The organism is Rhizobium sp. P2_G9 (assembly GCF_056403475.1).
On the sequence record NZ_JBFUFK010000005.1, the window covers coordinates 60,266 to 74,320 of the forward strand.

Sequence of the window (14,055 nt, forward strand, 5' to 3'; positions counted from 1 at the left end):
CGTTCCGATTGCAGACCGGTTCCATCACTTTATTTTGATGGTGCCGGTCGAGCTTTTTCAGCGCGGCGTCATGGCGCGGCCACGGCCCTGGCGGCATAATCCCGTTGAAAATCAACGGGAGAACGGTGATGGACCAGCCGAAAATCACACAGGCGATGATCAACGCCTATGATGAATATACACATCTCACGCTCGACCGCCGCGATTTTATGCGCAAGTTGCAGATGCTGACAGGCTCCGCTGCCGCCGCAGCGGCCATTGCGCCGCTGATCGCCGCCGACAGCGCCAAGGCAGACATTATCGGCCCCGACGACAAAAGACTGCAAGCCGAGGACATCACCTATCGCGGTGCGCCGGGCGACATCAGGGCCTATATCGCCGTGTCCAAGGCGGCGCCAACCAGGGCGCCGGCCGTCATCGTCATCCATGAGAATCGCGGGCTCAACAACCATATTCGCGACGTCACACGGCGGCTGGCGCTCGAAGGCTTTCTTGCCATGGCGCCGGACCTGCTTTCACCCGCGGGCGGCACACCCGATGACGAGGACAAGGCGCGAGAGATGATCTCGAAGTCCAATCCGGACATCAACCGCACCAATCTCCAGGCCGCCGTCGAATTCCTCAGGGGTCATGACCGCTGCAACGGCAATGTCGGCGTCATCGGCTTCTGCTGGGGTGGCGGCTGGGCCAACCAGCTCGCCGTCGTCGCGCCCGACCTCAAGGCGGCAGTGGCTTACTATGGCATGCAGCCCGACGCCGCCGACGTGCCGAAAATCAAGGCGGCGCTGATGCTGCACTATGCTGGGCTGGACAAACGCACCAATGACGGAATCCCGGCTTTCGAGAAGGCGCTCAAGGCCAATCACAAGGATTTCCAGATCTTTGTCTATGAAGGCGCCAACCATGCCTTCAACAACGACACGTCCAGCGCACGCTACGACAAGAAGGCGGCGGACCTTGCCTGGGAGCGGACAGTCAAGTTCCTGAAGGAAAAGCTGGCATCGCATTGACAGCATGCACTTAAATAACGGAGCCCCCCCTCCTACCCAAATGATCAAGGCATGTCCGGTTTGGCATGCATCGCGATCGGATCGACTTCGATCAGACGCAGAGATTTCACCATGCCGGACGTGCCGGTCTTGTATTTCAGGAAATGCGCCGTCTTGAGGTGTGCTTCATAGGCCGACTGGCTGGCATAGACTTCGAGGATGCGGATCCTGCAGGGATCATCCCGGAGCGCCACGGCATGCAGCATCAACACGCCAGGCTCGATCGCGACGGAGGCCTCGATCTCCTGCGCCAGCAAGGCGCGGTAATCATCCAGATGCGCGGCGTCGATTTCGAGGTCCGCCATTCTCACAATGCGTTCGTCTGTCATCGAAATCGGGTCTCCACTGTCAGCGATTTCACACTTTTGACTTCAATTTTTGCACAGCGGATGCTTATTCCAGATCATTGCTTTGTGCAAATTGAAGCGTACACTCCGCGCCATCAGAACACCGGAGGAAAATCCATGCGTCAGATCGGACATTTCATTGGCGGCAAGCAGGTCGCCGGCACGAGCGGCCGCAAGCAGCCCGTCTATAATCCTGCCACAGGGGAAATCCAGGCGGAAGTCGCGCTCGCCAGCGTCGACGAGTTGCGCGCCGCCGTCGAAAACGCCAAGGCCGCCCAGCCGAAATGGGCCGCGACCAACCCGCAGCGCCGTGCCCGCGTGTTCATGAAGTTCGTCCAGTTGCTCAACGACAATATGGAAGAGCTTGCCCGCCTGCTCTCCTCGGAGCATGGCAAGACGATCGAAGACGCCAAGGGTGACGTTGTCCGCGGCCTGGAAGTGTGCGAATTCGTCATCGGCGCGCCGCACCTGATGAAGAGCGAATTCACCGAAGGCGCCGGCCCGAATATCGACATGTATTCGATCCGCCAGGCTGTCGGCGTCGGCGCCGGCATCACGCCGTTCAACTTCCCAGCCATGATCCCGATGTGGATGTTTGCGCCGGCAATCGCCTGTGGCAATGCCTTCATCCTGAAGCCCTCCGAGCGCGATCCGTCCGTGCCGATCCGCCTCGCCGAACTGATGATCGAAGCCGGCCTGCCGGCGGGCATCCTGAACGTCGTCAACGGCGACAAGAGCGCGGTCGACGCGATCCTCACCGATCCCGATATTGCTGCCGTCTCCTTCGTCGGCTCGACGCCGATCGCCCGTTATGTCTATGGCACCGCGGCAATGAACGGCAAGCGCGCCCAGTGCTTCGGCGGCGCCAAGAACCACATGATCATCATGCCGGACGCCGACCTCGACCAGGCAGCCAATGCGCTGATGGGCGCGGGCTACGGCTCGGCCGGCGAGCGCTGCATGGCGATTTCGGTAGCCGTACCGGTGGGCGAAGAAACCGCCAACCGCCTGATCGACAAGCTGACCCCGATGGTCGAAAGCCTGCGCATCGGTCCCTATACCGATGAAAAGGCCGATATGGGCCCGCTCATCACCAAGGAAGCCCAGACCCGCGTCAAGGGCCTGATCGACCGCGGCATCGAAGAAGGCGCCAAGCTCGTCGTCGACGGCCGCAACTTCAAGCTCCAGGGCTATGAGGACGGCTATTTCGTCGGCGGCTGCCTGTTCGACAACGTTACGCCGGACATGGACATCTACAAGACCGAAATCTTCGGACCGGTCCTGTCTGTCGTTCGCGCCAAGAACTATGAAGACGCGCTGTCGCTGCCGATGAAGCACGAATATGGCAATGGCGTCGCGATCTACACCCGCGACGGCGACGCTGCCCGCGACTTCGCCAGCCGCATCAATATCGGCATGGTCGGCGTCAATGTGCCGATCCCGGTGCCGCTCGCCTACCACTCCTTCGGCGGCTGGAAGTCCTCGTCCTTCGGCGACCTCAACCAGCATGGCACGGACTCGTTCAAGTTCTGGACCCGGACCAAGACGATCACCAGCCGCTGGCCGTCGGGCATCAAGGACGGCGCGGAATTCGTCATGCCGACGATGAAGTAATCAGTCGCTCGCTTAGCGAGGCGGGCTCTGCCAGGGCCCGCTTCTTCTCTTTGAAAATCACGAGTTCAATTTGAGGAGCTTCTGAATCTAGCGAAGGCGACGCAGGAAGTCTTTAAGCGCATTCGAAATCGCAGGCCATCTCAGCTGTTTTGCATCCATCGCATCTATATATAAGAGAAAAATTCTCGAATAAATTCTGCTCAATGCCCCGAAATTTCGAAAAATCATCCATATATAGATCATCCGTATACCGAAATATTGAGAAATACTTTAGACTTTGATTGCCGCATTTTCGGCAGGCAAATGTAATTTGGTTGGCGCCGTCTTGTTTTGGCCCATAAATCGAGTGGCCGATTCCGCTCGTTGCGGGATCATAGCCGTCCTTGTTGGAATCGAAAACTACCCCTTCGTCGCTGCATGATGTGCAAGTCAAGGTTATCGGGCTCACAAGCACGGGTTCGGTCTTTGACCAACTTGGATTTATCGTCGAATACATCCGACCACGAAAATCGGACAATCCGCATTTGCACCTCATCATCCAGCCACTTTCCAACGTTTCCCCGCCCTTCCCCTCGATAGGCTTGACGTCAAATGCAAAAAGGCAAGCAGGCGGATGGGTCTGGTAGTAGCGGCGCTGAGAGTCGAAATCGTCACTCGAAAGGCCTGGGGAATCACTCACACGCATATTCCTTCGATGTAGAATTCTACGACTGGAATAAATCGTCACAAACGTTTGCGTGCAACTAGATTTCTGTCGGAACGGCCTTGATCGGACACAAATCAAGATCATGACGGATCACCGATCGATGGACTCAAGGGTCGTGAAACGGCGCAGAATTAGCCATTCCGACGATGCAATGAATTGAGCTTGGTCCCCGGTAAAATGCGTTGCGGGAGCCTAAGTCTGGCGACAAAATATCCAGACGTTAGCATTTATGCCAATTCGTCTATATCTGAGCCGGTTTGTTTTAGAGGTTCCGCCCATGCCGAAGCGCAATGTCGTGCTGACCCAGCATCACGAGGACATCATCGACCGTCTTGTGAGGTCGGGGCGCTATCAGAATGCGAGCGAGGTGCTGCGCGAAGGCCTACGGCTGATCGAAATGCGCCAAGCGCGTGAGGTTTTTGAATTACAAGCGTTGCGGGAGGCCGCGCAGGTCGGCTTCTTAGACCTGGAAGAAGGCCGCTTTGTCGATGTCGAGAATGATGGGCTCGACAAATTCATCGCCGGACTTGGGCGTCGCGTCGAGCTCGAACCACACAAGCCCTGTACCTGACGGGCATGCCGATTTTTTAGCCTTGCAAGTTTCGGTGCAAGCGTGAGCGCAAGCGGGTCGCCGTCCGCTGTGGCCATCCACCCGATCGGAATGCCGCCACACTTGTTACTCCCGCCTTTCGACATCCACTGTCAGACTATCCTGCGACGCCGAGCGTTGAACTGCGATGCAGCCAGGTCTCATCACGGGACTTGGACTTCGCGCAAACAAGGAGGTTTCAGACATCATGACCACGACAAACATGAACCAACAGAAAGCCACTCAGCCCGCCATGCACACGCCGCCGGTCGTGGAGCCGGCAGCATGGGAGGCGGCCCACGCGCAATTGCTCATCAAGGAAAAGGCACAGAGCCGTGCCCGTGACGCGCTCGCCGCCGAGCGCCGCCGCATGCCGTGGATGGCCGTAAGAGCAGACTATGTGTTCGAAGGTCCTGACGGCAAGGTCGGCCTGCTCGACCTGTTCGAGGGCCGGCATCAGTTGATCGTCTATAGTGCCTTCTTCGAGCCGGGCGTCTTCGGCTGGCCAGAGCACGCCTGCCGCGGCTGCTCGATGGTGGCCGACCAGGTGGCCAATGTCGCGCATCTCAATGCCCGCGACACGACGCTGGTTTTCATCTCGCGTGCGCCGCAGGCGGATATCGCGCGGCTGAAGGCGCGGATGGGCTGGGAGATGCCATGGTACACCATTACCGACAGCTTCGACGCCGATCTTGGCGTCGGCGAATGGCACGGCACGAACGTGTTCTACCGTGATGGCAATCGCGTGTTCCGCACCTATTTCGTCAACAATCGCGGCGACGAGCAGATGGGCGGCACATGGAACTATCTCGACATCACGCCGCTGGGCCGGCAGGAACTCTGGGAGGACTCCCCCGAGGGCTATCCTCAGACCCCGACTTACAAATGGTGGAACTGGCACGACAACTACGCCGAAAACGCAGCGCCCGACAAGAAGTGGGTCGAAGTGTCGGATGCCGGAGAAGCGGCATTCCGCAACAAGGACACCGACAGCTGATACATGTCCTCCGAAAATCCTGAGCAGTTTCGGGATAGACGATGAAGTAGACAGGACATTACGGGCGGGTTGCGAAGGCGGCCCGCCTTTTTTCATCTTGCGGTTGGCGCAACTTCATGGTGAATTCCATCGGAGATGCTTTGCGGCTGGGGGCGGCTGCAAAACACGTTCGAGGGGCCCGATTTTGGTTTTGCAGTTTACGTCTGCGTCGATTGTCAATGTTTCGCGACAGGCACCGACGAACGGACATGTCGAGGCGATGCTCGCCACACGGTCCGATGGGATTTGGAAAAAGGCCGAGTTCAACGGCACCGCGAAAGAGTATTTCGGTATCTGGATCGTCAATACCCTGCTGACGATCGTTACGCTCGGTATTTATGCTCCGTGGGCAAAAGTCCGGCGAAATCGATATTTCTACGCCAATACTTTCTTAAACGGGCATTCGTTCGATTATAACGCGACCGGCGGCCAGTTGTTGAAGGGCTGGCTCATGGTCGGCGCATATCTGATTGCCTACAAAACGCTCGCGCAATTCTATCCGATGGCGGCGCTGGCTGTGTTTGCGCTTGTTCTGCTCATCTTGCCCTGGGTCGTCCAGCGCGGGCTGCGGTTCAAGGCGCGCGTCACAAGTTACCGGAATGTGCGCTTTCAGTTTACCGGCCGACTGGGGCCTGCCTTCCTCAGCGTCCTTCTTGGAGGCGTTCTCAGCTTCGCTAGCCTTGGACTGCTGGCGCCGATCGGAAGCTGGTGGTTCCAGCGTTACATGATCAACAATCTCCGCTTTGGAGATCGCGAATTCAAGACCGAGGGCAGAATCTGGTCTCTCTACAAGTCGATGGTGCTGCCGGTGTTGATCATGATTGGCGGAATGGTGCCGGCGTTTCTCGTTGTAGGCTTCATTCGAGAACGCGAGTATATGGGCTTATCGGACATCTATTCCCATGGACGATGGTTTACCTGGATCGTGAAAATCCTGTTTCACTACGCTACTATTCTTCCGATCCTGTTTGCCTACTACTTCACGACGCTGGTTTACCGCATCGGTGTCCGCAACGTGATGATCAGTTCGACACGCTATGATGATACCCACTTGCTGCTCAGCAACGTGCCTCGACTGAAATATTCCTGGGTCGTTCTTTCGAACGCCATGCTTACCCTCGCGAGCCTCGGCTTGCTGAGACCCTGGGCAGCGATCCGGGAGAGAAAACTCATCATTCAGCACACCGGCATCTGGATTTTCGGTGAACTTCCCGATGTCACGGCGATCAGTCATCAGGAGGGTGATGTATTCAGCTCTGAATTCCTTGACTCCGATGGCTTCGACTTTGGCTTCTGACGAATATTCGGGCGAATGACCCCGTCATCCATAGACATCTCTTGCAGTGGGAAACTTTGAAGTCATGGCGGAAAATACACTCAAACGCGCCGAATTCCGCGGCAATGCCGGGGAATATTTCGGCATCTGGATCGTCAACATCCTGCTGACGATCGTAACTTTCGGTATCTATTCTGCCTGGGCGAAGGTACGCCGCATGCGCTATTTCCGCGGCAATACCTTTCTCGACGGCTATTCCTTCGACTACCATGCAAGAGGCCTGCAGATTTTCCTCGGCCGCGCCATCGTCTTCATCATTTTTGCGATGGTCAACGTGGTCACGCRGGCCGTACCGCTCGCCGGCGCCATCACGCCTTTCGTGTTCGCGGCGCTCCTGCCATTTTTCATCGTCCGCAGTTTCAGGTTCAATGCCCGGGTGACGAGCTATCGCAATGTGCGCTTCGATTTCACCGGCAATAAATGGGGTGCGTTCACGTCGATCATCCTCGGCGGCGTTGTCTCGGTGCTGACGCTCGGTATCCTCGCGCCGCTCGCCAGCCGCTGGGCGAGCCGCTACATCTTCAACCATCTGCGCTACGGCGACCGGCCCTTCTCCACCGATCCGAAGCTCGGGGCGATCTACAGAGCGCTCATCCCGCCCGCGGTGATGGTCATCGTCGGCCTGGTTGTCATGGGCTTCGTCGCCTTGCTGGTCGCCTATCCGATGCTCGACAGTTTCCTCCAGCGTACCGACGACCCCTCCGGCAGGCAAGCGGCGATGTTCATCATCCTGGCGGTCTACGGCGTGGTCTTGCCGCTCGTTGTCATTTACGCCTTCGCCGGCATGATCTACCGTGTCGCGGTCAGGAATATCGTGGTCAATGCCATGCTGTTCGACGGCCGGCACCAGATGAGGAGCGATCTCAAGCGCCTCACTTATGTCTGGATCTGGCTCTCCAACACGGTGGTCACACTCCTTACATTGGGGTTGATGCGGCCCTGGGCGGCGGTGCGCGAGCAGCGTTACATGCTGACCCATACCGGCATCATACCGCAGGGCGAGATCGGCGACGTGGTGGGTGCCATCCAGGCCAGCGGCTCGGCGATCGGCTCGGAATACATGGATCTGGAAGGGTTCGATTTTGGCTTCTGAAGTGATGGTCGCGCGCGGCATCTGGCATCCCCCAGGTTCCAGCAAGGCACTGGAGGCGGCACTTCTTGCTGACGGCGAGCGGCTGGCGGTGCGGCTGCCCGACCGTAGCCTGGTCGGCGAGGAAACGATCGGCACGATGGTGGTTTCCGACCATATCGGCAGTATCCCGCGCCGGATCAGTTTTGCCGATGGCGGCCTGTTCGAAACCACCGACAACGATGCCGTCGACACACTATTGCGGAAACACCGACGCAACCGCGCCGTCTGGATTCATGAACTGGAGCGGTTCCATCCACGACTGATCGTTCTCGTGCTGGCGGTCTTTCTGTTTTCTGCACTGATCTATCGCTATGCCATCCCGGCTTTGGTGGAAGTTGCTGTCTGGGCAACGCCGCCGGTCGTTGGCGACATGATGTCCGCCGGCACACTTGCCTCGCTCGACAAGACGGTGCTGGGACCATCGAAGCTGCCGGCTGAACAGCAGCAGAAAATCAGCGACGCTTTCGGCAAGCTCGCCAGCTTTTCCAGTCGGGGTCGCGAGGGCTACCACCTCTATTTCCGCGACGGTGGTTATATCGGTCCGAATGCATTTGCTCTACCGGACGGCTCGCTTGTCATCACCGATCAGTTGATCGGCATGGCCGGCAGCGACACCGACATGATCCTCGGTGTGCTGGCGCACGAGATCGGCCATGTCGAGAAGCATCATGCGCTGCGTCAGATGTATCGTGCCGCCGGCACCGCCGGGCTGATCATGCTGATCGCCGGCGATATCGGCTCGGGTGGCCATGAAGTGCTGACCGATGGCGCGGCGCTATTGTCGCTCTCCTATTCGCGAGACGCGGAGGCGGAAGCCGATCGCGTCTCCGTCGAACTGATGGCCAAGGCGGGGCATGATCCGACGGCAATCGGCCGGTTCTTCGCGCTCTTGGAGGACAAGCTCGGCGACCATGCCAATACCAGCATGTTCTCAACACATCCGGGTACACCGGAGCGGCGCAAGGCGATCGAGGATTATGCGAAGGAAGTGCTTTCGAAGAAATAGGGTGGCCACAGCGGCGAAGCTCTGCATTTTGGCCGGCGCGATCTCAGAACCGCGCCGGACCGGTCAATCGACGATGTAGAAAAGATCGCCGTCATTGACCGCGCCAACCGCCTTGAATCTCAGCGGCCTGGGACCAACACCCTTGGGTTTCGACCCATAGATATATTGGTCATAGACATAGAGTGCCGTTTTATCCTGACTGACATAGACGGCAGCGTGACCGAAATATTTGTCATTCTTGTCAAAGGTGGCGATCACCGTGCCTTGCTTGATGTTTTCGTTGCCCTTGGCAAGGTCGCCCTTCTTCCAGTTCAATGTCGCCGTGTTGCGCAGGCTGGGGCAGACCCGTTTGACATAGGAGACACATTGCCCGCAATAGTTGGGCTGCAACAGGTTTTCCGTCGGCGCCTCATCGAGAGGGCCGAGGTCAGAACCGGGCGCGCAGACCCATTTGCCCACCGGCGCCTCGGTGCTCTTGTCATAGTCGACTGCAATATGCGGCATTGCCAATCCCCCCATTTTCAAGATCGTCGATGGAGACGCATCTTATGAGGATACCAGCAGCCGAAAATATCGGACAGCTAAAATTCGACTTCGAGCTCGATGATCTCGTCCGCCTCAGCCGTGGCCCCTTCAGCCCATTCCTGCATCAGGGGCCAGCCAAGGATCAGGTCGCGATAGGCGGCAAGTTGCGGTGAAAGTTCGACCGCATAGGTCTTGAAGCGCGAGCAGACCGGTGCATACATGGCGTCGGCAATGGTCGGCTGATTGCCGAACAGATAGGGGCCGCCATAGGTTTCAAGGCATTCGCTCCAGATCGTGCGGATACGGTCGATGTCGGGCCGGGCGCCAGCGAAGATCTTGAACTTGTCGTGATGAGCCTTGATGTTCATCGGCAGCGCCGAGCGCAGATTGTGGAAGCCCGAATGCATCTCGCCCGAGACCGCGCGGCAATGCGCGCGGGCGACGATGTCCTTCGGCAGCAGCCCGGCCTTGGGGGTGATCTCGGCCAGATATTCGGCGATCGCCAGCGTGTCCCACACCGTCACCTTGCCATGGCTGAGCCGCGGCACGAGCACGGAGGGCGACAGCAGCAGCAATTCCTTGCGCGCATTGGGATCATCGATCGCGACGGGGACTTCGCGAAACTCCAGTCCCGCCATCCTGCAGAGCAGCCAGCCGCGCAGCGACCAGGACGAATAGTTCTTCGACGAAATGGTAAGTGTCGTTTCCGTCATGGCGTCCCGCCTCTCTTCAAGAAACCGTCACATAATCTTCTGGTCAGATGGCAAAAAGTGCACTAGTTTTTTGCATCGCACAACGGAAAAAGCGGGGCGTGCTGCGAATGCTCTATCAAGCTTACCAGTTCCAGGACGACATGGTCACCCCTTACCGCACGCTGGCTCGAAGCTGGCTGTCGCTGTTCAACAGCGGGTTTTGCGACGTCAAGGGTTCGATGGTGCGTCACTGGCTCGCCGCGCTCGAAATGATCTCGCGCTTCGAACTCACCCATGTGCGACCGGACTTCGCTATCGAGCGGGTGCGGAGCAGCCATGGCGAGGTGCCCGTGCGGCCCGAGATCGCGCTTCATCTGCCCTTCGGCAATCTCCTGCACTTCGTCAAGGACAGCGATGTCCGCCAGCCGAAAGTGCTGGTGATCGCGCCGCTCTCCGGCCATTTCCCGACACTTCTGCGCGGCACGGTCGAGACACTGCTTGCCGACCACGACGTCTACATCACCGACTGGGCCAATGCGCGGGATGTGCCGGTTTCGGCCGGGAAATTCGGCGTCGAGGATTATGTCGAATATGTCATCCGTTTCCTGGAGGAGATCGGACCTGGGGCGCATATCCTTGCCGTCTGCCAGCCCTGTGTGCAGGGCCTGGTGACGGTCGCGGTCATGTCGGCCGAGAACCATCCCTGCACGCCGCGCTCGATGACGCTGATGGCCGGGCCGATCGACCCGCGCGAAAGCCCCACGGAGGTCAACGAATTCGCTGTCTCCAAGTCGCTGTCCTGGTTCAAGAATTCGGTGATTTCCACCGTGCCGCCGCGGCACAGGGGCGGTGGACGGCGGGTCTATCCCGGCTTCCTGCAGCTCGTCGCCTTCATGGCGATGAACATGGACCGGCACAAATCCGCACATCAAAAACTCTTTGATCATCTGGCAGCGGGCGAGACGGCTGCGGCGGAGAAGATCAAGACCTTCTACGACGAATATTTCGCCGTGCTCGACCTCACCGAGGAATTCTATCTCGAAACCATCGATCGCATCTTCCAGAAGTCGGAACTTGCGACCGGCAATTTCACTTACAAGGGCAAAAAGGTCGATCCGGGCCTGATCCGGCGCACGGCGCTGCTCACCGTCGAGGGCGGTCGCGACGATATCTGCGCGCTCGGCCAGACGGCGGCAGCGCACGATCTCTGCAATTCGCTCCGGCCGCATCTCAAGCGCCATCACCTGCAGGCCAATGTCGGCCACTACGGTGTTTTCAACGGCAAGCGCTGGGAAAACGAGATCTATCCGGTGGTGCGCAATCATATCCTGATGATGGAATAGCCGGGCGCTCCAGCAAACAGTAGCGTCTTCGCGACGGGCAAACACTTCTTTCCGCGGATTCTGTCTGGCGGCCTACCCCTATTTTCCGTTGCCGCGCCCTTGACATTTTATCAGACGCCTCTTATTCAACAATTGTGTTGATAAACGAGATTGTTGAATATGCAAGACACACTCTCCCTCACCTTCTCTGCCCTGGCCGATCCAACCCGCCGGGCGATCCTTGCCCGGCTCGCCGAGGGAGAGGCGACGGTCAATGAGATCGCGGCGCCCTTCGACTTCACCCTGCAGGCCATTTCCCGACATCTGAAAGTGCTGGAGACGGCGGGGCTGATCACCCGCGGTCGCGAGGCGCAGTGGCGGCCATGCAAGCTCGACACAGCGCCCCTCAAGACCGTCGATCACTGGCTGGAGCGCTATCGCGCGCTTTGGGAAGGCAGTTTCGACAGGATGGACGTTTACCTCAGGGAAATTCAGAAAGGAGACGACAATGGACGCGAAAACTGAACCGCGAGAGATCGCAGACGACGAACTGCTGATTGTCCGCACCTTCGACGCGCCGGTGGCGCTGGTCTTCCGCATCTGGGAGGATCGCGACCACATGGCCCGCTGGCTGGGACCGAAGAATTTCACCTGCACCCATCTCGACAGCGATTTCCGCCCCGGCGGCAAATGGCGCGCCTGCATCGTTTCCAAGGAGTATGGCGAGAGCTGGATGGGCGGCGAATATCGCGAGATCGAGAAGAACAGCCGCATCGTCTACAGCTTCGCCTGGGAGGACGGCCATGACCAGCCCGGCATGGACACGCTGGTAACCGTGACCTTCCACGAGGAGAACGGCAGGACGGTGCAGAATTTCCACCAGGCGCCGTTCATCAGCGTCGAAGCGCGCGACAGCCATATCGGCGGCTGGAACCAGTGTTTTGACCGCGAACAGACCTATGCAGAGGCTTTTGCCCGGGAGGCAATGATATGATCACCATCACCGCTTTCAAATGGGTGCCGCCGCTGGCCCAGGGTCTTGTCCGCGACCTGCGCGTCCGCTGGGCGCTGGAGGAAGCCGGCATTCCCTACAATGTCCGGCTGATCGATCCGTCGATCCAACGAAGCGAGGACTATCTTGCCATGCAGCCCTTCGGCCAGGTGCCGGTGCTGATCGAGGATAACCTGACGATCTTCGAATCCGGTTCGATCGTGCTGCATATCGGCGAGAAGAGCGAAACCCTGCTGCCGAAGGATGAAGTGGCGCGCAGGCGTGCCATCACCTGGGTGATAGCGGCCCTGAACTCCATAGAGATCGCCGTCGTGCCGCTCGCGCAGATCGATCTTTTCTACGCCAACGAGGCCTGGGCGAAAGAGCGGCGGCCAGCGGCGGAGGCGTTTCTTCGCAGCCGTCTCGCCGACTTGTCAGCCGCACTCGGCGACAAGCTCTATCTCGACGGAAAATTCACGGCGGGTGACCTGATGATGGCCGCGGTGCTGCGCAATCTCCGCCATACCGACCTGATCGCGGACTATCCCAATCTTGCCGCCTATATGGAGCGCTGCCAGGCAAGGCCGGCCTTCCAGAGCGCGCTCGAAGGCCAGTTGAGCGCCTTCAGGGCACATGCGGCCTGATTGCTCAGGCTGCCAGGACCAGATCACGCAGGGTGGAGATCACGGCATCGCTGTTATACGGCTTCGGCATGAACAGCGCGTCCTCCGGCAGGTCGCGCTTGCGCACCCGCACGGCGCCTGAGGTGACGAGAATCTTGATCGGCGGCCAGCGGTCATGGACCTTTTCGGCCAGTTCGAGGCCATCCATGCTGCCGGGCATTTCGACATCGGTGAACAGCGCCTGGATTTCCGGATGGCCGCGGAGCAAGGACATTGCAATGTCCGTGCTCTCGGCTTCAAGCACATTGAAGCCAGCATGTTCGAGGTCGTCAATGACGGCCATCCGTATGAGCGGCTCGTCCTCGACGACGAGCACGGAGATCGGATCGGTTTGCATTCGTCCCTCACAGCAGTTTCGCCGTTGATCGCGCCAGTCGTTTCGCTGAGCGCCTTTGTTGTCGGGTAACTGGAATCTGTACCGAAATGTTCCGCACAACCGCAACTCGCCCTGAATTGGCGCGTTCTTATGGTTAAAACTATGCTAACAATCTGAGGATCAGAGGGGCTTGTACATGAAGGTGGCGGCATCGAACCGTTCCGACCTGGCGTCGCGGCTATAGTCGGGGATGGTGCCGGCCGCAATGAAGCCGACCGAGAGGTAGAGCGGTTCGCCCTTGTCGCCGCTGCGGGTGTCGAGCGTCAGCAGTGACCGGCCGAAGCCACGCGCGATCCCTTCGATCCCGGCCATCAACTGCCGGCCGATGCCGCGGCGTTGGAAACCGGGATGCACGAGCAGTTTCTTGATATCGGCGCGGTGCACCTGATTGGGCGGCGTGTCGCAATCGAGTTGCACCGAGCCGACGATCCGGCCATCGCACTCGGCCACCAGCACCGTCAATTCCTGGTCGCCGACGCGCGGCAGCACTTTCCTCACCCAAAAGCGTTTTGCATCTTCATGCGAATAGGGATGGATGAAATTGATGCTGGCGCCCTCCTCGACACAGGCATGCAGAAGGCCTGCCAGTTCATCGAGGCGGTCCTGGATTTCGGCGGCGGTCAGGCGGGAAATAGTGATGTCGGTCATTGT

Annotated in this window: 16 protein-coding genes; 11 read left to right on the forward strand and 5 right to left on the reverse strand. The window is 58.9% G+C overall.

Annotated elements, in window-relative coordinates; genetic code table 11:
- The first annotated feature begins 128 nt into the window (after positions 1–128).
- A complete protein-coding gene (locus AC1DYF_RS05760) occupies positions 129–1,010 on the forward strand; it encodes a dienelactone hydrolase family protein (protein WP_477875733.1) in 882 nt (293 codons plus the stop codon).
- Between the two features lie 44 nt (positions 1,011–1,054).
- On the opposite strand, the gene AC1DYF_RS05765 is transcribed toward AC1DYF_RS05760, so the two are convergent.
- Entirely contained in the window at positions 1,055–1,378 is a 324-nt protein-coding gene (locus AC1DYF_RS05765) for a putative quinol monooxygenase (RefSeq protein WP_477875734.1), read from the reverse strand.
- A 135-nt stretch (positions 1,379–1,513) separates the two neighbouring features.
- Between AC1DYF_RS05765 and AC1DYF_RS05770 the strand changes: the two genes are divergently transcribed.
- From AC1DYF_RS05770 to AC1DYF_RS05795, 6 genes are all read left to right on the forward strand, one after another.
- Complete coding sequence (locus AC1DYF_RS05770) at positions 1,514–3,010, forward strand: CoA-acylating methylmalonate-semialdehyde dehydrogenase (RefSeq protein WP_477875735.1); 1,497 nt, start codon at positions 1,514–1,516, stop codon at positions 3,008–3,010.
- Positions 3,011–3,993: 983 nt separating this feature from the next.
- Positions 3,994–4,287: a type II toxin-antitoxin system ParD family antitoxin gene (locus AC1DYF_RS05775; RefSeq protein WP_477875736.1), complete on the forward strand. Its 294-nt coding sequence runs from the start codon at positions 3,994–3,996 to the stop codon at positions 4,285–4,287.
- 226 nt (positions 4,288–4,513) lie between these two features.
- Positions 4,514–5,302: a DUF899 domain-containing protein gene (locus AC1DYF_RS05780; RefSeq protein ID WP_477875737.1), complete on the forward strand. Its 789-nt coding sequence runs from the start codon at positions 4,514–4,516 to the stop codon at positions 5,300–5,302.
- Between the two features lie 184 nt (positions 5,303–5,486).
- Positions 5,487–6,638: a YjgN family protein gene (locus AC1DYF_RS05785; RefSeq protein ID WP_477875738.1), complete on the forward strand. Its 1,152-nt coding sequence runs from the start codon at positions 5,487–5,489 to the stop codon at positions 6,636–6,638.
- A gap of 64 nt (positions 6,639–6,702) precedes the next feature.
- Complete coding sequence (locus tag AC1DYF_RS05790; protein ID WP_477875739.1) at positions 6,703–7,770, forward strand: YjgN family protein; 1,068 nt, start codon at positions 6,703–6,705, stop codon at positions 7,768–7,770.
- Positions 7,757–8,815 (forward strand): M48 family metallopeptidase, encoded by a 1,059-nt coding sequence (locus tag AC1DYF_RS05795; protein ID WP_477875880.1) that lies wholly within the window; start codon positions 7,757–7,759, stop codon positions 8,813–8,815. Before AC1DYF_RS05790 ends, AC1DYF_RS05795 begins: the two co-directional genes overlap by 14 nt.
- Before the next feature lie 63 nt (positions 8,816–8,878).
- Here the strand turns inward: AC1DYF_RS05795 and AC1DYF_RS05800 are convergent, their stop codons facing one another.
- Positions 8,879–9,319 (reverse strand): BPSL0067 family protein, encoded by a 441-nt coding sequence (locus AC1DYF_RS05800; RefSeq protein WP_477875740.1) that lies wholly within the window; start codon positions 9,317–9,319, stop codon positions 8,879–8,881.
- Positions 9,320–9,396: 77 nt separating this feature from the next.
- On the reverse strand, positions 9,397–10,053 hold the full coding sequence (locus AC1DYF_RS05805) for a glutathione S-transferase (RefSeq protein WP_477875741.1): 657 nt from the start codon (positions 10,051–10,053) through the stop codon (positions 9,397–9,399).
- 107 nt (positions 10,054–10,160) lie between these two features.
- Here AC1DYF_RS05805 and AC1DYF_RS05810 point away from each other — a divergent pair, with 107 nt between their 5' ends.
- The 4 genes from AC1DYF_RS05810 to AC1DYF_RS05825 all read left to right on the forward strand — a co-directional run bounded on the left by AC1DYF_RS05810 (position 10,161) and on the right by AC1DYF_RS05825 (position 12,989).
- Positions 10,161–11,375, forward strand: a complete 1,215-nt coding sequence (locus AC1DYF_RS05810) for a polyhydroxyalkanoate depolymerase (protein ID WP_477875742.1) — start codon at positions 10,161–10,163, stop codon at positions 11,373–11,375.
- A 159-nt stretch (positions 11,376–11,534) separates the two neighbouring features.
- Positions 11,535–11,879 carry an ArsR/SmtB family transcription factor gene (locus AC1DYF_RS05815; RefSeq protein WP_477875743.1) on the forward strand — a complete coding sequence of 115 codons (345 nt, stop codon included), beginning with the start codon at positions 11,535–11,537 and terminating at the stop codon, positions 11,877–11,879.
- Complete coding sequence (locus AC1DYF_RS05820) at positions 11,863–12,348, forward strand: SRPBCC family protein (RefSeq protein WP_477875744.1); 486 nt, start codon at positions 11,863–11,865, stop codon at positions 12,346–12,348. Before AC1DYF_RS05815 ends, AC1DYF_RS05820 begins: the two co-directional genes overlap by 17 nt.
- On the forward strand, positions 12,345–12,989 hold the full coding sequence (locus tag AC1DYF_RS05825; RefSeq protein WP_477875745.1) for a glutathione S-transferase family protein: 645 nt from the start codon (positions 12,345–12,347) through the stop codon (positions 12,987–12,989). Before AC1DYF_RS05820 ends, AC1DYF_RS05825 begins: the two co-directional genes overlap by 4 nt.
- Before the next feature lie 4 nt (positions 12,990–12,993).
- Here the strand turns inward: AC1DYF_RS05825 and AC1DYF_RS05830 are convergent, their stop codons facing one another.
- Both AC1DYF_RS05830 and AC1DYF_RS05835 read right to left on the reverse strand, forming a co-directional pair.
- On the reverse strand, positions 12,994–13,365 hold the full coding sequence (locus AC1DYF_RS05830; protein ID WP_477875746.1) for a response regulator: 372 nt from the start codon (positions 13,363–13,365) through the stop codon (positions 12,994–12,996).
- A 159-nt stretch (positions 13,366–13,524) separates the two neighbouring features.
- Entirely contained in the window at positions 13,525–14,052 is a 528-nt protein-coding gene (locus tag AC1DYF_RS05835; RefSeq protein WP_477875747.1) for a GNAT family N-acetyltransferase, read from the reverse strand.
- Positions 14,053–14,055: the final 3 nt, after the last annotated feature.